Origin of the sequence: Calidifontibacillus oryziterrae (assembly GCF_000331575.1) — a bacterium.
Lineage (GTDB): Bacteria > Bacillota > Bacilli > Bacillales > Bacillaceae_J > Calidifontibacillus_A > Calidifontibacillus_A oryziterrae.
In genome coordinates this window covers 1,055,291-1,080,076 of sequence record NZ_KB223527.1, presented here as the reverse complement: position 1 = coordinate 1,080,076, position 24,786 = coordinate 1,055,291, and the positions used below count along the sequence as shown (strand labels likewise).

The following is a 24,786-nucleotide window of genomic DNA, read 5'->3' as shown; positions in this document are numbered from 1 at the left end:
TTAACTGTAACAGAATTATCAGTATAAATAAATGGAATGTCGATAAAATGAATATGTAGCAAGGATTTACTATAAATATGTAGTAGTAAGTAATTAATAGACTAAATTTATTAAGGAGTGAATGGCTTATGAAAGTATCATTTCATGGACATGCGGTTGTATTAATTGAAACGGAAGGGAAAAAAGTAATTATTGATCCGTTTATTAAAGGAAATAGCTTATGTGACTTGAGATTTGATGAGATAACAGTCGATGCCATTCTTTTAACACATGGCCATGGTGACCATCTAGGGGATACGATCGAATTAGCTAAGAAAAATAAGGCATTAGTAGTTGCACCTAATGAATTAGCAGTTTACTTAAGCTGGCAAGGATTAAAAACTCACCCAATGCATATAGGTGGGTCAAGACAATTTGAATTCGGAAAAGTTAAATTTACGCAAGCCTTTCATGGTTCTTCTATTATTAATGATGATACTAAAGAAATAACATATACTGGGATGCCTTCAGGAATTCTTTTCACAAATGAAGGGAAAACAATATATCATGCCGGTGATACAGCGTTGTTTTCAGATTTGAAATTAATTGGTGAATTAAACAATATCGACGTAGCTTTTTTGCCGATTGGAGACAATTATACAATGGGGCCAGAGGATGCAATTTTAGCTGCAAGGTGGCTCAATGCTGATCTTGTTGTGCCTATACACTTTGATACATTCCCGGTTATTAAACAAGATGCGCAAATGTTTATTAATACCCTTTCAGAAAAAGAAAATATAAAGGGAAAATTGCTACATCCTGGAGAATCTATTGAATTATAAATATATTTTCAAACTATGAAAATTCTAGCACTAAAATTGGGAATTCATTGAAGTCGCCTGTAACAACAAGTATAATAAAGAAAATAGCTTAGAACGTATTGATTCGTCGCTGGTGAGTGGCGATAAAAAGGTATGGTGAGAGTGTTGGCGACAAAACATGAACAAATAATACAACATATTGAATCTTTAGAAATTGGTAACAAAATTTCTGTTAGACAAGTTGCGAAAGATTTAAACGTTAGTGAAGGAACAGCCTATCGCGCAATTAAGGATGCGGAAAATAAAGGATTAGTTAGCACAATTGAACGTGTGGGGACAATACGGATTGAGAAAAAGAAAAAAGAAAATATTGAAAAGCTTACATATGCTGAAATTGTAAATATTGTTGACGGACAAGTATTAGGCGGTAGGGAGGGTCTTCATAAGACATTAAATCGTTTTGTAATTGGTGCGATGAAGCTTGAGGCAATGATGCGATATACCGGCTCGGGTGATTTGCTAATTGTTGGTAATAGAAATCAGGCGCATCAAGAGGCGATTAAAGCTGGTGCTGCGGTCTTAATTACAGGTGGATTTGATACAGATGATCATGTTAAGGTGTTAGCAGACGAGTATAAGCTGCCGATTATTTCAACAAGCTATGATACATTTACAACAGCGACAATGATTAATCGGGCAATCTATGACCAGCTTATAAAAAAAGAGATTGTTGTTGTTGAAGATATTTTAACGCCTGTAGATCGGACCTTTTTTATGAAAACAACGGATTTAGTCGAAAAATGGTATGAGTTAAATCTAGAAACAAAGCATAGTCGCTATCCTGTTGTAGATGAAAATATGAAGGTTCAAGGAATGGTTACATCAAAAGATATTATGAACGCAGATCGAAATTTACCTATTGAAAAGGTAATGACGAAAAATCCTCTTACAGTTAATGCAAGAACCTCTGTAGCTAACTCTGCACATATAATGGTTTGGGAGGGGATTGAAGTATTGCCTGTAATAGATGAATATCATCGCCTGTTAGGAATGATTAGTCGGCAAGACGTATTGAAGGCATTACAGATGATCCAAAGGCAACCACAAGTTGGTGATACGATCGATGATATTGTTACAAATCAATTTATTGAGTCGATTGATGAAAACAACGATCATGTTTATGAGTGCCGAGTAACACCACAAATGACTAACCATTTAGGAACTATTTCTTATGGTGTATTTACTACGATTGTAACGGAAGCAGGAAGTAGAGTTTTACGCAGTTATAAAAAAGGTGATTTAGTAATTGAAAATTTAACAATATATTTTATGAAACCGGTGCAAATCGATACAACATTAAAAGTATATCCAAAAGTATTAGAGGTTGGTAGAAAGTTTGGTAAGGTAGATGTCGAAGTCTACAATGAAGGAAAGACAGTAGGGAAAGCATTATTGATGGCACAGCTAATTGATCGGTAATGAAAAAGGGGCTCTCCCTAGTATTTTTGGGGGCCCTTTTTTTGCTTGGCTAGGAAATTATAAAATTTGATCCTGTGTATAAATCAACGCGGTCATTAAACCAATTCTAAGCTTTGTGTTTTTGCTCAGCCTCTTCAATTGCTTTTGGTTGATAAAAACGGTATGTTCGAAAGCCTTGTACTGCATAAACCGTTCCTACTAACGCAAATACACTTCCTACTACTTTTGCAGTTGTCGTATGCCAAAGGAGAAGCTGATCGACTCCGAAAAATAGCATAAATAGTCCTAAAGCAATTGTAGCCTTGCTAGAAAGCCATTGTCTATGATAAGGTTGTTTGATTCGAAAATATTGGACACGATAAAATATATAGAAGCCAATGCAAATTACTGAAAGGATTCCAAAGATTGGCATCGATCATACCCCCAATTTCTATTCATCTCTAGTTTATTGTAACATTAATTGTAATACTGTGGTTTAATAATTGTAAGTGTTAAATTATGTGTGAAAAGGAGATCAAAATGAAAGGTGAAATATTAGAAGCTATTAAAAATTACGGACGAATTATTATCCATCGCCATGTTCGTCCTGATCCGGATGCAATTGGGTCACAAGGTGGATTAGCTGAAATGATAAAAACGTCATTTCCTGAAAAAGAAGTTTATGTTGTCGGGGAAGACTATGAATCCTTAGTGTTCCTTAATAAAATGGAAGATGTATCAGATGAATTATATGCTGGCTCTTTAGTTATCGTCTGTGATACTGCGAATCAAGAAAGAATCAGTGATAGCCGATATCGCCTTGGTGAAAAGTTAATTAAGATTGATCATCATCCTAACCATGATAAATATGGTGATATTGTTTGGGTAGACACGACAGCCAGTTCTACATGTGAACTAATTTATGAGTTTTATTTATTTGGAAAAAACAATGGCTTAACGTTAAACAAAAAAGCTGCACAATTACTGTTTGCAGGAATAGTTGGAGATACAGGGCGATTCTTATTTCCAAGTACAAATGTGAAAACCTTTCGTTATGCTGCAGATTTATTAGAATATCGCTTTGATAGCACAAAGCTTTATGACCAGCTATATAATACAAAGGTTAACGTGGCCCATCTTCAAGGATATATCCTGCAAAATTTTAAAGTTCTTGAATCGGGTGTAGCTCATATATCTTTACGTAAAGAATTGCTTGAAAAATACAATGTTACGCCAACAGATGCTTCTCAACTAGTTAGTGCTCTTGGAAATATTGATGAAGTATTGGCATGGGTAATATTTGTAGAGGAAGACGATCAAATTCGAGTAAGACTTCGTTCACGAGGACCAGTAGTAAATACTGTTGCGCAAAAATATAATGGCGGTGGCCATCCATTAGCATCGGGAGCGACCATATATAAATGGGATGAAACAGAGCCAATTATTCAAGATTTAATGGAGGCCTGCCGCGAATATCAACAAAAATAATAAACAAAAATAACAATTGAACTATGTCTATGCTTAATTTTTAATTTGATTATAATCACTATGTTGGTTGAAGCAAAGGCACGAGATTCCAGCGGGTAAAGCGGGGTCAAGGAGACCCCCATAGCCCCGTACATCCATTCGTTTAATTTAATAATTCAACCTTTAAATACAAATCTAACCTCGTAAACAAATGGAATTGGTGAACCTTCATTTGATATTTTTGCCCTTCAATGGATATGACTTTGTTTTCAATCGTATTAATAATAAGTTCGTTGTTTTTCGCAACTGTTTCAATATCCATTTTAATGAGGGACTTAATATCCGCTTTAATCGCTTCCTGCAATTGATATTTTATATACTCATCCAACAATAATCTTTTATCATTTGTAAAATAAATATTAATTTCTTCAATTGTTAATTTCTTTTTATTTTCCTCATTCCATTTTTCGTAATCCTTCTGCCAAATTTCTTTTGCATTTTCAAGATCTCGAATTTTTAATTGTTGTTCGACAATCAAACTTACTTGTTCATTTTGCAGCTGTCCAAACATAAATAGAAAAGTAAGCCAGCCAATGATTGCGCCAATAAAGACACCCGCTAAAAAACGCTGCCAAGCACGATTTTGATAATAAGGTGGTATTCTCATTTTAAATATTCTCCTGAATTAACCAGCTAATGATTTTTGTGGCAGTTTGCGTACCACCCATTGCAGATACGATAAGGAGCAATTGCTTAAAAATATCAAGGGGTACTCCATCAAACAATCCGCGTTGAAAATTTGTAATTGCATCAAAGGTTCCACCAATAGCTGCAACAATTGCCCATATCTTTAAGCTTTTTGCGATTCTACCGATGATTGTAATCGGTGGTTCTCCTATTAAAAAAGCGCCGATTCCACCTATTAACGAACCACCCAATAACACGCCAAGAGCAATGAAATAACAATTAATCATTGTAGCCATAAAGCGTTCTTCTACCATGATGCCAACTCCCTCAATTTTAAAAAAGTGTTTACTACATAATATGGACAAAAGAGGACGACTATGTTTGTTTTGTACTATAATGGGAGTATCAAGTAGTATACGGTTATTTAGGATGTGAAAATAATGAGTTTTGTCCATCTGCATGTTCATAGTGCATATAGCTTGCTAAATAGCTCCATTCAAATTGAGGAGCTTATTGAGGCTGCTGCTAGAAAAGGTTATCGGGCATTAGCATTAACAGATGAAAATGTTATGTATGGGGCAATTACATTTTATAAAGCTTGTCAGCGTTATAACATTAAACCAATTATCGGGTTATCGCTTTCAATAAAAGCAGTGGTAGATCAAACGGATTCAAACAATTATCCGCTTATTTTACTTGCAAAAAGTCATGTTGGTTATCGTCATCTCTTAAAGCTATCAACCTTTGCGCAAACAGAATATAAAGATGGTGTTCCCTTTTCTGTAGTAACCAATTTTTCGGAAGGAATTATAGCGATCTCACCAAGCAAAGGGGAGTTGAACCGGTATTTACTGAAGGATGATTTAGAATCAGTTAAGCTATTAATTGACAAGTACAGCCAGCTTTTTTTGGGAAATTTTTACATTGCAATTGAGGCAAGTGCTGTAAAACACGAGAAAAAACTAGAAAAATTAGTAATGGACATATGCAAAGACTACCAAGTACGACCTGTGATTACAAATCCAGTTCATTACTTAGAAAAAGATGATGCGATTATTCATGAATGCTTACAAGCAATTAAAAATGGAACGAAGTTAAATGATGAAAGATTTACGATAAACGACTCAAATGAACATTATTTTAAAGATTCTAATGAAATATTAACGCAGTATTCGTATCTTCCCGAAGCAATAGCAAATACTGTAAAAATTGCAGACGAATGTGAACTGACGATAAGTCTAGGTGATATTGTTCTTCCAAAATATCCACTACCAGAAAATACTTCATCAGATCATTTTTTAAAAAGCTTATGTCGGCGAGGTCTCCATAAACGTTATCATAACAAGCCTTCTTCAGTAGCAAATGAAAGATTGGAATATGAGCTTACGATCATTGAAAAAATGAAGTTTAGTGACTATTTTTTAATTGTTTGGGATTTTATGAGTTATGCTCATAAAAATAAAATTATTACCGGACCAGGAAGAGGCTCAGCAGCAGGCTCTTTAGTTGCATACGTACTAGGGATTACAAATGTTGATCCCCTTAAATATAATTTATTATTTGAGAGATTTTTAAATCCGGAACGAATTTCAATGCCTGATATAGATATTGATTTTCCCGACAACCGTCGTGATGAAATGATTCAATATGTATCGACAAAATATGGGAAAGAGCATGTTGCTCAAATTGTTACCTTTGGTACATTAGCTGCACGTGCTTCAATTCGTGATGTCGGACGAGTTCTTGGTTTGTCGATCACTGAGGTTGATCGCCTGGCTAAAATGATCCCTGCTCGTATTGGTATTACGTTAAAGGAGGCTGTTACTGAATCAGCTCCTTTAAAAAGCGAATTAGCAAATAATCATGATGCAAAAAGACTATATGAAATTGCCTTAAAAATTGAAGGTCTACCAAGACATACGTCTACACATGCTGCAGGGGTAGTTATTAGTGAGTATCCATTAACAGATGTTGTACCTTTGCAAGAAGGACACGGTGGTGTGTTATTAACCCAATATTCAATGGAAATACTTGAAGAAATAGGGTTATTAAAAATGGATTTTCTAGGCCTTAGAAATTTAACATTATTAGAAAATATCCAAAAGTTAATTAATCATCACACCGGCAAAACGATTATATTAAATGAAATCCCCATGGATGATAAGAAGACCTTTACCCTTCTTGGTGATGGAGATACTTCAGGTGTATTTCAGCTCGAATCAGCAGGTATGCGAAAAGTATTAGCTCGTCTTAAGCCTACATGCTTCGAGGACATAGTCGCAGTTAATGCTCTATATCGCCCTGGTCCAATGGAAAATATTTCAATTTTTATTGACCGTAAACATGGGAATAAAACAATTTCCTATCCGCACCATGACTTGAAAGAAATACTTGAGCCAACATATGGGGTTATTGTCTACCAAGAACAAATAATGCAAATCGCTTCTAAAATGGCTGGCTTTACATTAGGTGAGGCTGATTTACTAAGAAGAGCGGTTAGCAAAAAAAAGCGGGACGTACTAGAGGAGGAACGGGAGCATTTTGTAAATGGGTGCTTAAATAAGGGGTACGAGCGAGCTGTTGCTGAACAAATTTATGATTTAATTGTCAGATTTGCAGATTATGGTTTCAATCGAAGCCATGCTGTTGCTTATAGTATTATTGCCTATTGGCTTGCATACTTAAAAGCAAATTTTCCATTATATTTTTCATGTTCTTTGCTTTCCAGCGTGAACGGTAACGAGGACAAAATTACCCAGTACGTTGGAGAAGCGAAGCAAAAAAATATTATAGTCCTACCACCGTCAATCAATCATAGTACGTTTTATTTTACGGTTGATGAGGATAAAATTAGATTTAGCTTAGCACCAATCAAAAGTATCGGCTATACAGCAATTAAAGAAATATTGCTTAAACGCAAAAAAGGATTATATACGGATTTATTTGACTTTTGTTCACGAGTATCAATGAAAATAGTCAATCGCAGAGTAATGGAATCGTTAATTTTATCTGGATGCTTTGATGAATTTGGGAAAGATCGTGCAGTACTATTAGCGAGCTTAGATGCAGCTATTGATTATGCTGAGTTAGTTAACGAGGGAGAGGATGGGCTTTTTTTAACTGACGATATCGTACCGAAACCACAGTATGTTGTTGTTGAACCTTTATCGACGAAGGATAAGCTTCAATTCGAAAAAGAGGTTCTTGGATTTTATTTGTCTAGTCATCCTCTTGAACCTTATAAAGATTTATTAAACCGTATGAATGCTCAAACGATTGGAGCTTTAAAAGGAATGGTTGGTTCAATTGTTCATATAGGAGCATTAATTGTCGATGAAAGATTGATTAAAACGAAAAAAGGTGAACAAATGGCATTTTTACAATTAAGTGATGAAACTGGAGAAATAGATGCCGTTGTTTTTCCAAATACTTATAAAAAATATGTAAAGTCAATCAAAAAAGGTGAAATTTTGTTTATAAACGGCAAAGTTGAGGAAAGAGCTGGTCAGTTACAGCTAATTATTAATCAACTTTCCTCTATTACAAGCTTAAAGGCAAATGCATTCGAGAAATTATATTTGAAGGTAGATATCGAGCAACAGCAAGTAGGGAAGCTCCACCAAGTAAAAGCAATTTTAAAGCAATATCCAGGCACTACGGAGGTTTATATCCATTATGCGCATGATCAAAAAACTGTGCGACTTCCGAAAGAATGGTCAGTAAAGCTAACGGATGAATGCTTAAAGAAATTAAGAATTGCCCTAGGTGCAAAAAATGTTGTGATTCAAAAGTAATCATCTTTACACGCTATTGCCTTCTGATATAATAAAGAAGTTAGTATTAATATTTAGGACTAGGTCATAAATAAAAAGATATAATATCATCGGGGTAAACTTAAAGGAGTGAACAGGTATGTCCGTTACACGTGAGGAAGCACTACACATTCATAGTATTAATAAAGGAAAACTTGAATCTAAATCAAAGGTGCCGGTACGGAATGCGCATGATTTAAGCCTAGCATACTCACCAGGTGTAGCTGAGCCATGCAAAGATATTTATGAGGATAAAACAAAGGTATACGAATATACAATGAAAGGTAATATGGTGGCCGTTGTTTCGGATGGGACAGCAGTACTTGGTTTAGGGAATATTGGACCTGAAGCCGCATTGCCTGTAATGGAAGGAAAGGCAGTATTATTTAAAAGCTTTGCAGGTGTGGATGCATTTCCAATTTGCTTAAATACAACGGATGTTGAGAAAATTATTGAAACTGTGAAGCTATTAGAGCCTAATTTCGGTGGCGTAAATTTAGAGGATATTTCAGCTCCAAATTGCTTTATTATTGAAGAAAGATTAAAAAAAGAAGCAAGCATTCCCGTTTTTCATGACGATCAGCACGGAACAGCGATTGTAACGGTTGCTGGTCTAATTAATGCGTTAAAATTAGTTGGCAAATCTATGTCTGAAATAAGAGTTGTCATGAATGGTGCAGGTGCCGCAGGGATTGCGATCATGAAGCTTTTATATCAATTTGGTGTACGGGACATCATTATGTGTGACACGAAGGGAGCTATTTTTGAAGGTCGTCCTTTCGGCATGAATGACGTAAAAGATCAGGTTGCCAAAATGACAAACCTTCATAAATTAGAAGGAACATTATCCGATGTAATTAAAGGAGCAGATGTTTTTATAGGGGTGTCGGTTGAGGGTGCATTAACTGCAGATATGATCAAATCAATGAATAAGGATTCGATTATTTTTGCGATGGCAAACCCAAACCCAGAAATTATGCCAAGTATTGCAAGAGAATCAGGCGCAAAGGTTGTAGGAACAGGACGTTCTGATTTTCCTAATCAAGTTAATAACGTACTAGCATTCCCAGGTATTTTTAGAGGCGCACTCGATGTTCGCGCAACACATATAAATGAAGAGATGAAGGTTGCGGCTGTTAATGCCATTGCTAATCTAGTTTCTGAGGAAGAATTGTCATCAGACTATGTTATTCCTGGCCCATTTGATAAACGCGTAGCGCCTGAAGTAGCAGCAGCAGTTGCAAAGGCAGCGATTGAAACGGGAGTAGCAAGATTGAGAATCAATCCAGAAGATATTAAAGAAAAAACAAGAAGGTTAGCAATAATTGATGAAAAGTAGTAAATATTTTTATTGTTATGTCCTCGGAATTCTACAATAATTATAAATCGAATAAAGTATTGTAGGACATATATATTTAAAGGGTAGAGGGCTTAGGAGGTTTTGCATTTGCTCAAGGAATTTTTTATAAAAAAGAAAAAGTATGCCTCGATTCCAACTGAACAAATAAAGCAGGATGTACCAGAAGGTATCATGACGAAATGCCCTGGTTGCAAAAAAATTATGTATTCGAAAGAGCTGAAAAAAAGCTTAATGGTTTGTCAAAGCTGTGGTCATCACTTTCAAATGAATTCACGTGAAAGAATTGCAAGTTTAATTGATACGGATACGTTTAACGAGTATGATAAAGAAATGATTTCCGTTAATCCTCTTAATTTTCCGGATTATATTGAAAAGCTTGAGCAGGATCGCCGGAAAACGGGATTAAATGAAGCGATTGTAACAGGAGAAGGGAAAATTAATGGCTTTGATGCAGTGGTCGCTGTAATGGATGCTAGCTTTCGTATGGGCAGTATGGGCTCGGTTGTAGGTGAAAAAATAACTCGAGCCATTGAAAGAGCAATTGATCGAAAGTTTCCATTCATTATTTTTACTGCCTCCGGAGGGGCACGGATGCAGGAAGGTGTATTGAGCTTGATGCAAATGGCAAAAACAAGTGCTGCTCTTAAAGCGTTAAGTAACAATGGTGGTTTAATTATATCAGTGATGACCCATCCAACAACAGGTGGTGTATCAGCTAGTTTTGCCTCATTAGGTGATTATAATTTTGCAGAGCCAGGAGCATTAATCGGGTTTGCAGGAAGAAGGATCATTGAACAAACAATTCGTGAGGAGCTACCTGAGGACTTTCAAACGGCTGAATTTCTTCTTAAGCATGGCCAATTAGATAAGGTGGTAAGTAGACTAGATTTGAAAGAAACGCTTACTACGGTTCTTGAAATACATGCAAACTAATCTGAAAACTGGGGGTGTTGCGAACGTGGCAGGAGAATTAGATTTTGAACGACCGGTGATCGAACTAAGGAAAAAAATTACCGAGCTTAAAAAGTTTACTGAAGAAAAGGATATTAATCTTTCTGACGAAATTTCTAAGCTAGAAAGCAGACTGGAAAATTTAGAAAATGAAGTGTATGGTAATTTAAAACCTTGGGATCGTGTTCAAATTGCCCGACATGCTAATAGGCCTACAACTCTGGATTATATAGGTTATCTTTTTACAGACTTTTTAGAACTTCATGGTGACCGTTATTACGGAGATGATGAAGCCATTGTTGGTGGCATTGCTAAATATAATGGAATACCAATTACCGTTATTGGCCACCAACGTGGAAAAGATACAAAGGAAAATATTCGCCGAAATTTCGGAATGCCTCATCCTGAAGGGTATCGGAAAGCGTTACGACTTATGAAGCAGGCAGAAAAGTTCAACCGTCCTATTATTACTTTTATTGATACAAAGGGTGCTTATCCAGGTAAGGCAGCAGAGGAACGAGGACAAAGTGAAGCGATTGCAAAAAATCTATTTGAAATGGCAGGTCTTACAGTACCGATAATTAGTATCGTCATTGGTGAAGGCGGAAGTGGTGGAGCTCTTGGAATAGGAATTGGTAATCATGTTCATATGTTAGAAAACTCTACATATTCAGTTATTTCACCTGAGGGTGCAGCTGCACTTTTATGGAAGGATGCGAACTTAGCACAGAGAGCAGCTGAAACGATGATGATCACAGCCCCTGACCTAAAAAAACTTGGTGTCATTGAAGACATAATCCCAGAAATTAGAGGGGGAGCGCACAGGGATGTTGCCCAACAAGCACAAAATATTAATGAAGTACTAAAGAAATCCTTAGAGAAATTGATGACTTTAAATAAAGACGAGATCATCTCGGATAGATATGAAAAATATAAACGAATTGGAAAAATTTCCTTTGTAGACGAATATATCGGAGCAAATTAATAAATGACTCTAACATCAGCGTGCTTTCAAAAAAAGGAAGCGCGTTTTTTAACGTTTAAATACAAGGTAAATTTAATAAATACTAATAAAAATTAAAATAATAAGACGAGGTGTTTGAATGAGTATAAAGAAAATTGGTGTATTAACTAGTGGTGGCGATGCCCCAGGAATGAATGCCGCGATTCGTGCAGTAGTAAGGAAGGCTATTTATCATAATATTGAAGTATATGGAATTAACCAAGGATATTCAGGATTAATAGCTGGTTCTATAAGAAAACTTGAGTTAGGTTCAGTTGGCGATATTATCCACCGAGGTGGTACAATTCTTTATACTGCTCGTAGTGAAGAATTTAAAACGGAGGAAGGGCAACAACTAGGAATTGAACAGCTTAAAAAGTATGGAATAGAAGGATTAGTAGTAATTGGCGGTGACGGTTCATTTCGTGGTGCTAAGAAATTAACAGATAAGGGGTTTCCATGTATAGGGGTGCCAGGAACAATTGATAATGATATACCAGGGACAGATTTTACGATTGGTTTTAATACATCTTTAAATACCGTCCTAGATGCCATTGATAAAATTAGGGATACTGCTACATCTCATGAACGAACATACGTAATTGAAACGATGGGAAGAAACGCTGGAGATCTTGCTCTATGGGCGGGTTTAGCCGGTGGAGCAGAGTCAATTATTATTCCTGAGGTAGAGTATGATATGGATTCAATCGTCAAACGGATTATACGCGGAAATGAGCGCGGGAAAAAGCACAGTATTATCATTGTAGCTGAAGGAATTGGAAGCGGCGTTGAGTTTGGTAGAAGAATTCAGGAAGCAACGAACCTAGAGACAAGGGTAAGTGTTTTAGGCTACATCCAACGTGGTGGATCCCCAACTGCATTTGACAGAGCTTTGGCGAGTAGATTAGGAGCAAGAGCAGTTGAATTATTAATAGATGGGAAAGGCGGCAGGATGGTTGGGATCGAAAACAATCAAATTGTTGACCATGATATTAGTGAGATCATAGCTAGAAAGCATACTATTGATGTTGAAATGTATAAACTATCACAAGAATTATCGATCTAATAAATGTAACCAGGAGGCTTGACAGCAATGCGAAAGACAAAAATAGTTTGTACAATTGGACCAGCGAGCGAATCACCTGAGGTTTTAATTGATTTAATAAAAGCGGGTATGAATGTTGCCCGTTTGAATTTCTCGCATGGTAACTATGAGGAGCACGGCTTACGTATTCGGAAAATACGAGAGGCAGCCGAAAAAGTAGGGAAAACCGTTGCCATTCTTTTAGATACAAAAGGTCCTGAGATACGCACGCATAATATGGAAAATGGAGAAGTTCATCTAAAATCCGGAAATGAAATAAATATTACTATGAATGAGGTACTAGGTAATGAAAGAATATTTTCTATTACGTATCCTGGTCTAATTAATGATGTCGAGATAGGATCGAAAATATTATTAGACGATGGGTTAATTGAATTACTTGTATTAGGAAAAGAAAATGGCGAGATTCGTACAAAGATTTTAAATAGTGGTATATTGAAAAATAAAAAAGGTGTAAATGTTCCTAATGTAATTATAAAACTCCCTGCTATGACCGAGAAGGACGTTCAAGACATTCAGTTTGGCATTGAGCAAAATGTTGATTTTATCGCAGCTTCATTTGTTAGAAAAGCCCAAGATGTACTAGAAATACGTGAACTGTTAGAAGTGAATAACGCCAATCATATACAAATTATACCCAAAATTGAAAATCAGCAAGGTGTAGACAATATAGACGAAATCCTTGAAGTGTCAGACGGCTTGATGGTTGCACGTGGCGACTTAGGGGTAGAGATTCCAGCAGAGGAAGTTCCCCTTGTCCAAAAAATGCTAATTGAAAAATGTAATATGTCTGGGAAGCCGGTAATTACTGCGACACAGATGCTTGATTCAATGCAAAGGAATCCTCGACCAACTAGGGCAGAAGCAAGTGATGTTGCAAACGCTATTTTTGATGGTACTGATGCGATAATGCTTTCCGGAGAAACGGCCGCAGGCCAATATCCCGTAGAAGCAGTACAAACAATGGCTCGAATTGCTTCGAAAGCAGAAACTGCTTTGCCATATCGTGAATTATTAATTAGTCGAAGACGGCAAAGTGAGATCACAATAACGGATGCAATCAGTCAATCAGTTGCCCATACTGCTTTAAACTTAAATGCGAAAGCTATAATTACACCTACAGAAAGTGGCTCGACGGCACGTAGTATTTCGAAATATCGTCCTGAGGCACCAATAATTGCTGTAACATCATCCGAAGAAGTATCAAGGAAGCTAGCGCTCGTATGGGGTGTTTTTACAGAGGTTGGGAATGATGCAACAACTACTGACGAAATGCTAGAAAGTGCAGTGCAAACAGCGTTAAATTCTAATATTGTTTCACATGGTGATTTAGTTGTCATTACAGCTGGTGTTCCTGTAGGAACACCGGGAACAACAAATTTAATGAAGGTTCATATCATCGGTGATGTTATTGCAAAGGGACAAGGAATTGGCCGGAAAACAGCAACAGGTGAGGCGGTTATTATAAAAACGTCGGAACAAGCAGCAAAGGAAGTAAAGAACGGAGCAATAATCATTACAACATCAACAGACCGTGATATGATGCAGATATTGGAGAAGGCTGCAGCAATAATAACTGAAGAAGGTGGCTTAACTAGTCATGCTGCTGTTATCGGCTTGAGCCTCGGAATCCCAGTAATTGTCGGTGTTGCAAACGCAACAACAATTTTTAAAGATGGTCAAGAGCTTACAGTCGATGCAACACGGGGAGATATTTATAATGGTATAACCAGTGTTATTTAAGTTATTGTTCTGCTCAGTACAACAGTAGGTTATTTAAAATATTGAACTATATTAGAGCCTATGTGTATGATAAGAGAAGAGAGTTCGTGCTCTTCTCTCATTTTATATAAAGGAGTAAACTAAGTTGCGGTATATCATTTTATTATTAATTATTGTTCCAGCATTAGAAATTAGTCTACTAATTCTATCAGGGAATACTATTGGGGTCTGGCCTACTATAGTATTAATCATAACAACTGGGGTACTAGGAGCATGGCTTGCAAAAAGTCAAGGATTGAAAGCAATAACAGCTGCACAAGCACAAATGTCTATTGGTCAAATACCTGGTGAATCAATAGTAGACGGTCTTTGCATTTTAATTGGGGGAGTCTTACTTTTAACTCCGGGATTTGTAACTGATGCTGTTGGCTTTATATTTCTGTTCCCTTCTTCACGAAAATTCGTGAAAAGATGGGTGAAAAAGTGGCTTGAATATGCAATCCGAAATGGGCAATTTATAATATTGAGACGTTAAAAGCTTAGAAGGCTCAATAAAGAGCTTTCTAAGCTTCTTTTTTTTCAATTATATATGCCCAAATATCTTTAAAGACGTTTGCATGATTAAGTGTATTGAAAATAACAAGTGTTACAGGGCCAATAATCAGTCCTAAAAATCCGAATAGCTTAAAACCAACAAACAGAGCGATTAATGTCGCTAAAGGATCTAGTCCAATACTTGATGATAACACTCTTGGTTCCATGATTTGTCGAACGATCAGGACAATAACGTATAATATTCCTAGCTTTATTGCTAAAGAAATATCATTTGAAAAGATAGAAAATAGAATCCATGGTACGAAAACAGCTCCAGTACCTAAGTATGGTAATACATCAACAATCCCTATAATTAGTGCAATTGTAATTGCATATTTTACTTTGAAAACAAGTAACCCAATTAAAACAATGACTGCTGTAATTGAAATTAAGGTAAATTGAGCTTTAATAAATCCAAATAACGCTTTTTTTAAATCTGTAAAAACAGTTCTACCACTAGTTTGAATTTTTTGCGGGAAAAGCTTTTTACTATAATTTGATATACGATGCCAATCTTTACTGATAAAGAAAGTGGCTAAAAGCGAAAAAATTAAGACTGTCGCAATATTAGGAAGTGCGCCAAGAATATTTGGAATAGCTCTTAAAAATGCTTCTATACCTGCACTAACCTTTGTCGCGATTGTAGAGCCAACATTTTGGATATTATTTATAATAGTATCCTGCTGACCAGCATCTAAATTGTTAAAAAATAATAAAATTTGATTATAAAACGGTATAATTTGGTTTGTGAAATAATCTTCAAAATAACCGACTAGTTTTTCGAAATGGCCTGGAACGACCCTTGCTAAGTAGTTAGAACCTGAAATGATTTCTGCAATTAACAATGTAAGTAACCCGGCAACTACGGCAATAATTAATAATAGAACAATAATTACAGCTAAGCCACGAGGCATTTTTACCTTTGCTTCAAAAAAATCCACAATTGGATTGATCAAGAAGGCTAAAAGAAATGCAATGATAAAAGGATAAGTAAGTGAAGACAAATAAAAAATTAGTAGCGGTATAATAACTACTATAGAAAGTACTAACAAAAACCTTAACGACGAATATAAATAATGTTGATTCAAAGGAAACGCCCTTTCTTCATTTCATCATTTGCTTACTCATTCTTATTGTAATATTTTACATGGTATGCTTATAGAAAGAAAGAATAAAAAAGAATAAAAAAGTAAATAGTTCCACTGTTGAAAATTGTGGCGAAATTTTGTCGAATATGATACTATGTAACTTGTAGTTGGTTACAAGGAAGGATGACTTCATGATTTCACAACCGACTTTATTTTTATTGTTATTACTAATTATTGGTTTTTTAGCGAAAAATCAATCATTAGTCATAGCAGTTTCAGTTCTTTTAGGGATGAAAGTGACTGGACTTGATGAAAGATTATATCCTCTTTTACAAGCTAAAGGTATTAATATTGGGGTAATTGTTATTACAATTGCGGTATTAGTACCGATTGCAACAGGTGATATTGGTTTTAAACAGCTTTCAGAGGCGATCAAATCACCGTATGCATGGATTGCGCTAGGATCTGGTATCTTTGTTGCAATTATTGCGAAATACGGATTAGATTTATTAAGCGATGATCCTCATATAACAGCTGCATTAGTGATTGGTACCATTTTAGCTGTTGTTTTGTTTAAAGGGATAGCTGTTGGACCATTAATAGCGGCAGGGATAGCTTATTTATTTATGAAATTATATAATCTTTTAGGATTATAGACTTTTCATAAAATTAAATAATCACTTTTCATTCACAAAAGTCTGATAATTGTTTATAATGGGTTAGGATTCTGAAAGCGTATAAACCCATTATTATCTGATTTGTGAAAATGTAAGCATTTTCTTTTTTCAGAAAAAACAGTCTTTAAACAGGGGAATTTTAATTGTAAAGGAGAGGGAGAGTATGACAGTGACTCGCGGTCTAGAAGGGATTGTAGCTACGCAATCGAAAGTAAGCTCTATTATCGATGATCAATTAACTTACGTTGGTTATGGAATTGATGATTTAGCTGAAAATGCAAGTTTTGAAGAAATAATCTATCTATTATGGCATTCTAAACTTCCAAATAGTGAAGAGTTATCAACATTAAAACAGCAATTAGTTGATAATGCCAGTATTCCTCAAGCTGTAATTGATCATTTTAAATCATACCCAATTGATAAGGTTCACCCGATGGCAGCATTACGCACTGCTATTTCAATGCTAGGGTTGTTTGATGAAGAAGCAGATGTGATGGATAAAGATGCTAATTATCGCAAAGCAATTCGCCTTCAAGCTAAATTTCCAACAATTGTTGCTGCATTTCAACGAATTCGCAAAGGTCAAGAGCCAATTGCACCACGTAAGGACTTAAATTTGGCAGCAAATTTCTTGTACATGCTTAGCGGCAAAGAACCAAATGAAATTTCTGTAGAAGCAATTGATAAAGCGCTTGTTTTACATGCAGACCATGAGCTTAATGCATCAACATTCACAGCTCGTGTATGTGTGGCAACATTATCTGACGTATATTCTGGGATTACAGCAGCAATTGGCGCATTAAAAGGGCCGTTACATGGTGGTGCTAATGAAGCTGTTATGAAAATGCTTACAGAGATTGGTTCACTTGAAAATGTTGAAAAATATGTAGAAAATGCATTTGCAAATAAACAAAAAATTATGGGCTTTGGGCACCGAGTATACCGTTCGGGTGACCCGCGTGCGAAACATTTGAAGAAAATGTCAAAACAATTGGCAGATATTACCGGCGATAGAAAATGGTATGAAATGTCGGTGAAATTAGAAGAGATGGTTACTTCTAAAAAGGATCTTCCGCCAAATGTTGATTTCTATTCAGCCTCTACTTATCATTGTCTAGGTATTGACCATGATTTGTTTACACCTATTTTTGCAATTAGTCGTGTATCAGGCTGGTTGGCACATATTCTAGAACAATATGACAATAATCGCTTAATTCGCCCACGTGCAGATTACATTGGCCCACAAAAGCAACAGTGGATACCAATCGAAAAACGATAATTTATTGCTAATAATCATGCTAGAGGGAGGAGAATATCGCCTCTCTCTTCTACTCATGATTAAAAATAGAAAAATGGTCACTAAAATATAGAGAAGACCAAACAAATGATCAGGAGGTAATTAACGTGACGCAAGGACAAAAAATAACTGTTGATAATGGGGTATTAAACGTACCTAACCATGTAATCATTCCTTTTATTGAAGGTGATGGAATCGGTCCAGATATTTGGGCAGCTGCATCTCGTGTTTTACAAGCTGCAGTAGATAAAGCATACAATGGGGAAAAGAAGCTCATTTGGAAGGAAGTATTAGCTGGTGAAAAGGCTTTTAAACAAACAGGAGAATGGCTACCAGAGGAAACGTTAGATGTGATTAAGGAATACATAATTGCAATTAAAGGGCCGTTAACGACACCAATCGGCGGCGGCATTCGTTCTTTAAACGTTGCTCTTCGTCAAGAGCTAGATTTATTTACTTGTCTTCGACCAGTTCGCTACTTCAATGGTGTACCATCACCTGTAAAGCGCCCAGAAGATACTGATATGGTTATTTTCCGCGAAAACACGGAAGATATTTATGCAGGAATCGAATGGCAGCAAGGTACTCCAGAAGCTCAAAAAGTAATTGATTTCCTTCAAAATGAAATGGGTGTCAAGAAGATTCGTTTCCCTGAAACCTCTGGTATTGGTATCAAGCCAGTATCAAAAGAAGGCACAAAGCGTTTAGTACGTGCTGCAATTCAATATGCAATTGATGATAATCGCAAGAGTGTAACACTTGTTCATAAAGGTAACATTATGAAGTTTACGGAAGGTGCATTCAAAAATTGGGGATACGAGGTTGCAGAGGAAGAATTTGCTGACAAAGTATTCACTTGGGCACAATATGATCGCATTGTTGAAACAGAAGGCAAAGATGCTGCGAATAAAGCACAGGCTGAAGCAGAGGCGGCAGGCAAGATTATTGTTAAAGATACTATTGCTGATATTTTCCTTCAACAAATTTTAACTCGCCCACGTGAGTTTAGTGTTGTTGCAACAATGAACTTAAACGGCGACTTTATTTCTGATGCACTTGCTGCTCAAGTAGGAGGTATTGGTATTGCTCCAGGAGCAAATATAAACTATGAAACAGGGCATGCAATCTTCGAAGCTACACATGGTACAGCCCCTAAATACGCAGGATTAGATAAAGTAAATCCATCTTCAGTCATCCTTTCAGGTGTATTAATGCTTGAACATCTAGGGTGGGGTGAAGCTGCCAAACTAGTGATTGAATCAATGGAAAAAACAATAGCTAGCAAGGTTGTAACATATGACTTCGCACGTCTAATGGATGGTGCAAAGGAAGTAAAATGTTCTGAATTTGGTGACGAGTTAATTAAAAATATGGCATAATAGGAAAAGGCAGAAGCCCTTAAAGGCGAACTGGACATTAAAAAGGTAAGCTGCCCTGTCTCCGGACGGGGCTACATTATATAACCAGGGGGATTTAAAATGAAAATTAATCGTCGAAAAATTTCCGTAATTGGTGGAGGCTTTACAGGTGCAACTGCGGCTTTCTTAGCAGCGCAAAAAGAGTTAGGAGATGTTGTATTAGTGGATATTCCGCAAATGGAAAATCCAACTAAAGGAAAGGCATTAGATATGTTAGAAGCATCTCCAGTTCAAATGTTTGATTCAAAAATTAAAGGTACTTCAAACTATGAAGACACTGCGAATTCCGATGTTGTTATTATTACAGCTGGTATTGCTCGTAAACCAGGAATGAGCCGTGATGATTTAGTTGCAACAAATGCGAAAATTATGAAGTCAGTAGCTCAAGAGGTTGCTAAATATTCTCCGGACTGCTTCATAATTGTATTGACAAACCCAGTGGATGCAATGACTTATACGGTGTTTAAAGAAACAGGTTTCCCTAAAAACCGTGTAATTGGTCAATCAGGGGTTCTTGATACAGCACGTTTCCGTACGTTTGTTGCTGAAGAGCTGAATCTTTCTGTAAAGGATATTACTGGATTTGTACTTGGAGGCCATGGTGATGATATGGTTCCATTAGTGCGTTACTCTTATGCTGGTGGAATTCCTTTGGAAAAGTTAATTCCACAAGACCGCTTAGATGCAATTGTAGAGCGCACTCGTAAAGGCGGCGGCGAAATCGTTAACCTACTTGGTAATGGAAGTGCTTATTATGCTCCAGCCGCTTCACTAATTGAAATGGCAGAAGCTATTCTTAAAGACCAACGTCGAGTATTACCTTCAATTGCATACTTAGAAGGTGAATACGGCTATGAAGGTCTGTACCTAGGTGTACCAACTATACTTGGTGGAAATGGTATCGAAAAAATTATTGAATTAGAACTAACTCCAGAAGAAAAAGCAGCATTAGATAAATCAGTTGAATCAGTTCGTAGCGTAATGAATGTATTAGCATAAAATTTTTAGAAAATGCTCCGTAAGGGGCATTTTTTTATTTTAATTATCTCTTTGAGCGTAAATAATAGTATGATAACCTTAAAAGAAAATAAGTTTTCGAATTATGACAAATAGTATCTCGCTGGAGGTTTATCATGAAGAAAAAGATATTAGTTGTAGATGATGAACAATCGATTATTACTTTGTTAAAGTACAATTTGGAGCAGGCAGGGTATCATGTTGAAACAGCTATGGACGGAGAAACCGGACTTAATGGTGCCATCTTAAACCCGCCAGATTTAATAGTTCTGGATTTAATGCTACCAAAAATCGATGGCATAGAGATTTGTAAAGAGCTACGTCGCCAAAAAATAATGATGCCAATCTTAATGTTAACTGCAAAGGACGATGAATTTGATAAGGTGATGGGTCTAGAACTAGGTGCTGATGACTATATGACAAAGCCTTTTAGTCCTCGTGAGGTTCTTGCAAGAATTAAGGCTATTTTAAGAAGAACTGAATTTATAAAAAGTGAAGTAACAAGTGATAATCAATCCTCAGAGGAATTAGTAATCGGCGATCTAAAGGTTTTACCTGAACTGTACGAAGCTTATTTTAAAGGTGAATTGTTAGAGTTAACTCCTAAAGAATTTGAACTGTTGTTATACCTTGTAAGAAATAAAGGGCGTGTATTAACAAGGGATCAATTATTAAGCGCTGTTTGGAATTATGATTTTGCTGGAGATACTAGAATTGTTGATGTTCACATTAGCCATTTAAGAGAAAAAGTAGAGGATAATACAAAAAAACCAATATATATAAAAACAATTAGAGGACTTGGATATAAAATGGAGGCCCCAAAAGTAAATGAATAGAATTCAAGTAAAAATCTTTTTTTCCTTACTACTGCTAGTATTTATAGTGTTTAGTTGTCTAGCTTATTTTGTAGGAACTGTAATTTTATCATTATCTATTGATAACGATAATCATAAAATATGGGCACTATTAATTGCCAGTTTTACTGTTGCTGGGGTACTAATATTAATGATTGGGTATAAAATATCCAGCCAATATACAAGATCGATTGACGAAGTTATTCGGGTTGCAAATGAACTTGCAAAAGGAAATTACCATGCCCGCTCTACAGAAAACCCGATAAGTGATACTAGAATGTTAAATAGATCAATTAATATATTAGCACGTAACCTTGAGAACTTAATGGCAGTACAACAAATGCAACAAGATAGACTGAGAACATTAATTGAAAGTATGGGAAGTGGACTAATTTTAATTGATGATAAAGGTTATATAAATCTAGCAAATCGGATATATAAAGAAACCTTTGATGTTGAAGAGGAAGATTATGTAGATCATTTATATTATGATGTTTTCAAGCATGAAGAAATTATTCGATTAGTTGAGCAAATCTTTATGACTGAAAAAGATGTGCGGAAGGAATTTCTATTACCATTAAAGATCGAAAGAAGATATTTTGAGGTATTTGGAACACCGATCATTGGTACAAATGAAGAATGGAAGGGAGTAGTATTAGTCTTCCATGATATAACAACCTTCAAAAGGCTTGAGCAAATGAGGAGAGATTTTGTTGCGAATGTATCTCATGAATTAAAAACTCCATTAACATCATTAAAAGGTTTTTCGGAGACGTTGCTAGATGGTGCAATTAACGATATAGAGTCAAGGGAGTATTTCCTTACGATCATTTTGAAAGAAACGGAACGAATGCAAAGTTTAATTAATGATCTGCTTGATTTATCAAAGATTGAACAAGATAGTTTTCGTTTAAACCAAAGTTCAGTTAATATTAAGGAAATCCTTAACGAGATTGTTGTGATGTTAGAAAATAAAGCACAAGCGAAAAATATACAAGTAATTATGGAAATGAATAATAACGAACATTTAATCACACAAGGTGATTCATACCGTCTAAAACAAATATTCATTAATTTAATTGATAATGCCCTAAATTATACGATGGACGGTGGCAAAGTTCAAATAAGCTGTAAATCTGCCAAAGATAAAATTAAAGTTGAAATAAAGGACAGTGGAATCGGTATAAAAGCTGAGGAAATCCCGCGAATTTTCGAACGGTTTTATCGAGTAGACAAGGCTAGAAGTCGAAATTCGGGTGGTACCGGACTAGGATTGGCAATTGTAAAGCACTTGGTTGAGGCTCATCATGGGAAAATAGATGTAATGAGTGAGCTAAATAGTGGTACAGTATTTTCAATAACTTTAAATAAGGAAGTTTTAAATGGAAATGAATACAATTGAAAAAATCGAAACTTTCTCTTCTGTAGAAACGTATTACTGTGTATAAAGGTAAAAAAGGGGGTAGACGATGGTAAGCTTAAAGCGTATTTACACGACTATTGGATTGATCATCTTAATCTTAATATTAGGTATAGTTGCAATGACTAGTTGGTATACGGTTGATGAATCCGAACAGGCAGTTATTTTGACTTTTGGTAAAGTTGATGAAGGAATTATTGAACCAGGCCTGCAATTTAAAATGCCATGGCCAATTCAAGAGGTTAGGAAGCTTTCTAAGGAAACATTCAGTTTACAGTTTGGCTATGTAGAAGAAAATGGCGAAGTTGTTGAGGAATTTCCACAGGATACAAAAATGATTACGGGTGACGAGAACATTGTTCTTGCTGATCTAGTCGTTCAATGGAAAATAACCGATCCCGGGAAATATTTATTTAATTCAGATAATCCCCGCAATATTTTATATAATGCAACATCAGCATCGTTAAGGGGAACGATTGGTAGCTCGAAAATAGATGATGTTTTAACATCAGGGAAAGCAGAAATTGAAGCAAAAGTAAGAGATGTACTAACAACATTAATGGACCAATATAACATTGGCATTTCAATTCTTGATGTAAAGCTTCAAGATGTTGAACTTCCAAATGAAGATGTTCGCAAAGCATTTACTCAGGTTACAGATGCCCGGGAAATGATGAATACAAAAATAAATGAAGCCAACAAATATGCTAATAAGCGGACGCAAGAAGCTGAAGGGGAAAAGGATGCTATTATTTCGAAAGCAGAAGGAGATAGAGCAGCTCGTATTGAAACCGCAAGAGGTGATGTCGCTATTTTTAACGCTTTATACAATGAATATAAAAAGCAGCCGGATATTACAAGGAAGCGTTTAGTGCTTGAAACGTTGGACCAAGTATTACCTAATGCAGATATCTATATTATGAATGACGATGGTGGTACTCTGAAATATCTACCTATTCGACCTATTGAATCAAACAGTCCGACACCTCCGACTACATCGAAAGCTGAACAGGAAGGGGGAAGCACAAATGGCCGATGAAAAAATTATTAACATGAATGATCTTAAAAATAAAAATATTGAGTGGAGAAAATACACAAGGCTTGGCATCACGATCGTTGCCTTTTTTGTACTTGTTGGCTTTGTCTTGAGTAATCTTTTTATTGTTAAAGAAGGGGAATATAAAGTTATACGCCAGTTTGGAGAAGTTGTTAAAATCATCGACCAACCAGGGCTAAATTACAAAATCCCATTTATACAAACAGTTTCAACACTACCGAAGTATCAAAAGGTTTTTGATGTTGAAAAAGCAGAGATTAATACAAAAGATAAAAAACGAATTATGATTGATAACTATGCAATTTGGCGGATTTCTGATCCGAAGATGATGATCTCAAATTTACGTTCAGTAGAAAATGCTGAAGCAAAAATGGGAGAGTTTATTTTTTCAGTTGTAAGAACAGAGCTTGGTCAGTTAAATTATGATGAAATTATTGATGAGGAAAATTCAAGCCGTGGTAGTTTAAATGAAACTGTAACTGCCAAAGTAAACGAGTTTTTAAAAAGAGATAACTACGGAGTCACTGTTATTGATATAAGAATGAAAAGAACGGATCTGCCAGCAGAAAATGAGGAGTCCGTTTATAAACGGATGATATCCGAGCGTGAATCAAAGGCTCAGGAATATTTATCGATGGGTGACGCCGAAAAAAATAGAACCATTGCTAAAACGGATCGCGAAGTCAAGGAGCTTTTAGCAAAAGCACAAGCAGATGCTGAACAAATCCGGGCAGAAGGTGAACAAATAGCAGCCCAAACGTATAATAGTGCATTTAGCCAAGATCCGGAATTTTATAACCTATATAGAACATTAGAATCATATAAACGAACGATTGATGGAGAGACAGTCATCATTCTTCCAAATAATTCTCCATATGCGAAGCTGTTAATGGGGTACACCCAATAATAAACTATAGTAGGAAGCGCCCGTTTTCTTTTTATCTCATGAACATGGTAAAATATAGTGAGATAATGGATTACTGGGCGTTTTTTATTTAT

The 24,786-nt window shown here is 35.9% G+C and carries 22 protein-coding genes; 18 read left to right on the top strand and 4 right to left on the bottom strand.

The window, feature by feature from the left end; all coding sequences use genetic code 11:
- Positions 1-128 precede the first annotated feature (128 nt).
- Positions 129-821 (top strand): metal-dependent hydrolase, encoded by a 693-nt coding sequence (locus D612_RS0113960; protein WP_017756103.1) that lies wholly within the window; start codon positions 129-131, stop codon positions 819-821.
- A gap of 144 nt (positions 822-965) precedes the next feature.
- The gene (locus D612_RS0113955; RefSeq protein WP_017756102.1) at positions 966-2,279 is read left to right on the top strand and encodes a DRTGG domain-containing protein; all 1,314 of its coding nucleotides are present in this window, start codon (positions 966-968) and stop codon (positions 2,277-2,279) included.
- 106 nt (positions 2,280-2,385) lie between these two features.
- On the opposite strand, the gene D612_RS0113950 is transcribed toward D612_RS0113955, so the two are convergent.
- Positions 2,386-2,691 (bottom strand): YtpI family protein, encoded by a 306-nt coding sequence (locus D612_RS0113950; protein WP_017756101.1) that lies wholly within the window; start codon positions 2,689-2,691, stop codon positions 2,386-2,388.
- 107 nt (positions 2,692-2,798) lie between these two features.
- Here D612_RS0113950 and D612_RS0113945 point away from each other — a divergent pair, with 107 nt between their 5' ends.
- Positions 2,799-3,746 carry a DHH family phosphoesterase gene (locus D612_RS0113945; protein WP_017756100.1) on the top strand — a complete coding sequence of 316 codons (948 nt, stop codon included), beginning with the start codon at positions 2,799-2,801 and terminating at the stop codon, positions 3,744-3,746.
- 142 nt (positions 3,747-3,888) lie between these two features.
- Here the strand turns inward: D612_RS0113945 and ytrI are convergent, their stop codons facing one another.
- Together ytrI and D612_RS0113935 are read right to left on the bottom strand one after the other, a co-directional pair.
- Positions 3,889-4,392: a sporulation membrane protein YtrI gene (ytrI, locus tag D612_RS0113940; RefSeq protein ID WP_017756099.1), complete on the bottom strand. Its 504-nt coding sequence runs from the start codon at positions 4,390-4,392 to the stop codon at positions 3,889-3,891.
- A gap of 1 nt (position 4,393) precedes the next feature.
- Positions 4,394-4,726: a YtrH family sporulation protein gene (locus tag D612_RS0113935; RefSeq protein WP_017756098.1), complete on the bottom strand. Its 333-nt coding sequence runs from the start codon at positions 4,724-4,726 to the stop codon at positions 4,394-4,396.
- A 126-nt stretch (positions 4,727-4,852) separates the two neighbouring features.
- Between D612_RS0113935 and dnaE the strand changes: the two genes are divergently transcribed.
- The 7 genes from dnaE to D612_RS0113900 all read left to right on the top strand — a co-directional run bounded on the left by dnaE (position 4,853) and on the right by D612_RS0113900 (position 14,900).
- Complete coding sequence (gene dnaE / locus D612_RS0113930; RefSeq protein WP_017756097.1) at positions 4,853-8,206, top strand: DNA polymerase III subunit alpha; 3,354 nt, start codon at positions 4,853-4,855, stop codon at positions 8,204-8,206.
- 118 nt (positions 8,207-8,324) lie between these two features.
- Positions 8,325-9,563 carry an NAD(P)-dependent malic enzyme gene (locus D612_RS0113925; RefSeq protein WP_017756096.1) on the top strand — a complete coding sequence of 413 codons (1,239 nt, stop codon included), beginning with the start codon at positions 8,325-8,327 and terminating at the stop codon, positions 9,561-9,563.
- A 108-nt stretch (positions 9,564-9,671) separates the two neighbouring features.
- Positions 9,672-10,517, top strand: coding sequence for an acetyl-CoA carboxylase, carboxyltransferase subunit beta (accD, locus tag D612_RS0113920; RefSeq protein WP_017756095.1), 846 nt, complete (start codon positions 9,672-9,674; stop codon positions 10,515-10,517).
- 25 nt (positions 10,518-10,542) lie between these two features.
- The gene (gene accA, locus D612_RS0113915; RefSeq protein WP_017756094.1) at positions 10,543-11,520 is read left to right on the top strand and encodes an acetyl-CoA carboxylase carboxyl transferase subunit alpha; all 978 of its coding nucleotides are present in this window, start codon (positions 10,543-10,545) and stop codon (positions 11,518-11,520) included.
- 124 nt (positions 11,521-11,644) lie between these two features.
- Positions 11,645-12,604, top strand: coding sequence for a 6-phosphofructokinase (gene pfkA, locus D612_RS0113910; RefSeq protein ID WP_026092514.1), 960 nt, complete (start codon positions 11,645-11,647; stop codon positions 12,602-12,604).
- A gap of 27 nt (positions 12,605-12,631) precedes the next feature.
- Complete coding sequence (gene pyk / locus D612_RS0113905) at positions 12,632-14,386, top strand: pyruvate kinase (RefSeq protein WP_017756092.1); 1,755 nt, start codon at positions 12,632-12,634, stop codon at positions 14,384-14,386.
- Positions 14,387-14,510: 124 nt separating this feature from the next.
- Positions 14,511-14,900 carry an FxsA family protein gene (locus tag D612_RS0113900; RefSeq protein ID WP_017756091.1) on the top strand — a complete coding sequence of 130 codons (390 nt, stop codon included), beginning with the start codon at positions 14,511-14,513 and terminating at the stop codon, positions 14,898-14,900.
- A 28-nt stretch (positions 14,901-14,928) separates the two neighbouring features.
- Here the strand turns inward: D612_RS0113900 and ytvI are convergent, their stop codons facing one another.
- On the bottom strand, positions 14,929-16,047 hold the full coding sequence (gene ytvI / locus D612_RS0113895; RefSeq protein ID WP_017756090.1) for a sporulation integral membrane protein YtvI: 1,119 nt from the start codon (positions 16,045-16,047) through the stop codon (positions 14,929-14,931).
- 191 nt (positions 16,048-16,238) lie between these two features.
- Between ytvI and D612_RS0113890 the strand changes: the two genes are divergently transcribed.
- The 8 genes from D612_RS0113890 to hflC all read left to right on the top strand — a co-directional run bounded on the left by D612_RS0113890 (position 16,239) and on the right by hflC (position 24,694).
- Positions 16,239-16,703 carry a DUF441 domain-containing protein gene (locus D612_RS0113890; RefSeq protein WP_017756089.1) on the top strand — a complete coding sequence of 155 codons (465 nt, stop codon included), beginning with the start codon at positions 16,239-16,241 and terminating at the stop codon, positions 16,701-16,703.
- Positions 16,704-16,887: 184 nt separating this feature from the next.
- Entirely contained in the window at positions 16,888-18,003 is a 1,116-nt protein-coding gene (gene citZ / locus D612_RS0113885; protein ID WP_017756088.1) for a citrate synthase, read from the top strand.
- A 119-nt stretch (positions 18,004-18,122) separates the two neighbouring features.
- On the top strand, positions 18,123-19,400 hold the full coding sequence (gene icd / locus D612_RS0113880; RefSeq protein ID WP_267879079.1) for an NADP-dependent isocitrate dehydrogenase: 1,278 nt from the start codon (positions 18,123-18,125) through the stop codon (positions 19,398-19,400).
- Between the two features lie 99 nt (positions 19,401-19,499).
- Complete coding sequence (gene mdh / locus D612_RS0113875) at positions 19,500-20,438, top strand: malate dehydrogenase (RefSeq protein WP_017756086.1); 939 nt, start codon at positions 19,500-19,502, stop codon at positions 20,436-20,438.
- 134 nt (positions 20,439-20,572) lie between these two features.
- The gene (locus tag D612_RS0113870) at positions 20,573-21,292 is read left to right on the top strand and encodes a response regulator transcription factor (RefSeq protein WP_017756085.1); all 720 of its coding nucleotides are present in this window, start codon (positions 20,573-20,575) and stop codon (positions 21,290-21,292) included.
- On the top strand, positions 21,285-22,712 hold the full coding sequence (gene pnpS, locus D612_RS0113865) for a two-component system histidine kinase PnpS (RefSeq protein WP_017756084.1): 1,428 nt from the start codon (positions 21,285-21,287) through the stop codon (positions 22,710-22,712). Before D612_RS0113870 ends, pnpS begins: the two co-directional genes overlap by 8 nt.
- A gap of 67 nt (positions 22,713-22,779) precedes the next feature.
- Positions 22,780-23,769: an FtsH protease activity modulator HflK gene (hflK, locus tag D612_RS0113860; RefSeq protein WP_017756083.1), complete on the top strand. Its 990-nt coding sequence runs from the start codon at positions 22,780-22,782 to the stop codon at positions 23,767-23,769.
- Positions 23,759-24,694, top strand: coding sequence for a protease modulator HflC (gene hflC, locus D612_RS0113855; protein ID WP_017756082.1), 936 nt, complete (start codon positions 23,759-23,761; stop codon positions 24,692-24,694). Before hflK ends, hflC begins: the two co-directional genes overlap by 11 nt.
- The last annotated feature ends 92 nt before the right edge of the window (positions 24,695-24,786 follow it).

Excerpts from the sequence above, each read along its gene's own strand:
- pyk (WP_017756092.1), top strand. The coding sequence starts at position 12,632 with ATGCGAAAGACAAAAATAGTTTGTACAATTGGACCAGCGAGCGAATCA.
- D612_RS0113950 (WP_017756101.1), bottom strand. The coding sequence starts at position 2,691 with ATGCCAATCTTTGGAATCCTTTCAGTAATTTGCATTGGCTTCTATATA.
- hflK (WP_017756083.1), top strand. The coding sequence starts at position 22,780 with ATGGTAAGCTTAAAGCGTATTTACACGACTATTGGATTGATCATCTTA.
- D612_RS0113960 (WP_017756103.1), top strand. The coding sequence starts at position 129 with ATGAAAGTATCATTTCATGGACATGCGGTTGTATTAATTGAAACGGAA.
- dnaE (WP_017756097.1), top strand. The coding sequence starts at position 4,853 with ATGAGTTTTGTCCATCTGCATGTTCATAGTGCATATAGCTTGCTAAAT.
- D612_RS0113890 (WP_017756089.1), top strand. The coding sequence starts at position 16,239 with ATGATTTCACAACCGACTTTATTTTTATTGTTATTACTAATTATTGGT.
- D612_RS0113870 (WP_017756085.1), top strand. The coding sequence starts at position 20,573 with ATGAAGAAAAAGATATTAGTTGTAGATGATGAACAATCGATTATTACT.
- pnpS (WP_017756084.1), top strand. The coding sequence starts at position 21,285 with ATGAATAGAATTCAAGTAAAAATCTTTTTTTCCTTACTACTGCTAGTA.
- hflC (WP_017756082.1), top strand. The coding sequence starts at position 23,759 with ATGGCCGATGAAAAAATTATTAACATGAATGATCTTAAAAATAAAAAT.
- D612_RS0113935 (WP_017756098.1), bottom strand. The coding sequence starts at position 4,726 with ATGGTAGAAGAACGCTTTATGGCTACAATGATTAATTGTTATTTCATT.
- D612_RS0113945 (WP_017756100.1), top strand. The coding sequence starts at position 2,799 with ATGAAAGGTGAAATATTAGAAGCTATTAAAAATTACGGACGAATTATT.
- ytrI (WP_017756099.1), bottom strand. The coding sequence starts at position 4,392 with ATGAGAATACCACCTTATTATCAAAATCGTGCTTGGCAGCGTTTTTTA.
- mdh (WP_017756086.1), top strand. The coding sequence starts at position 19,500 with ATGAAAATTAATCGTCGAAAAATTTCCGTAATTGGTGGAGGCTTTACA.
- D612_RS0113925 (WP_017756096.1), top strand. The coding sequence starts at position 8,325 with ATGTCCGTTACACGTGAGGAAGCACTACACATTCATAGTATTAATAAA.
- citZ (WP_017756088.1), top strand. The coding sequence starts at position 16,888 with ATGACAGTGACTCGCGGTCTAGAAGGGATTGTAGCTACGCAATCGAAA.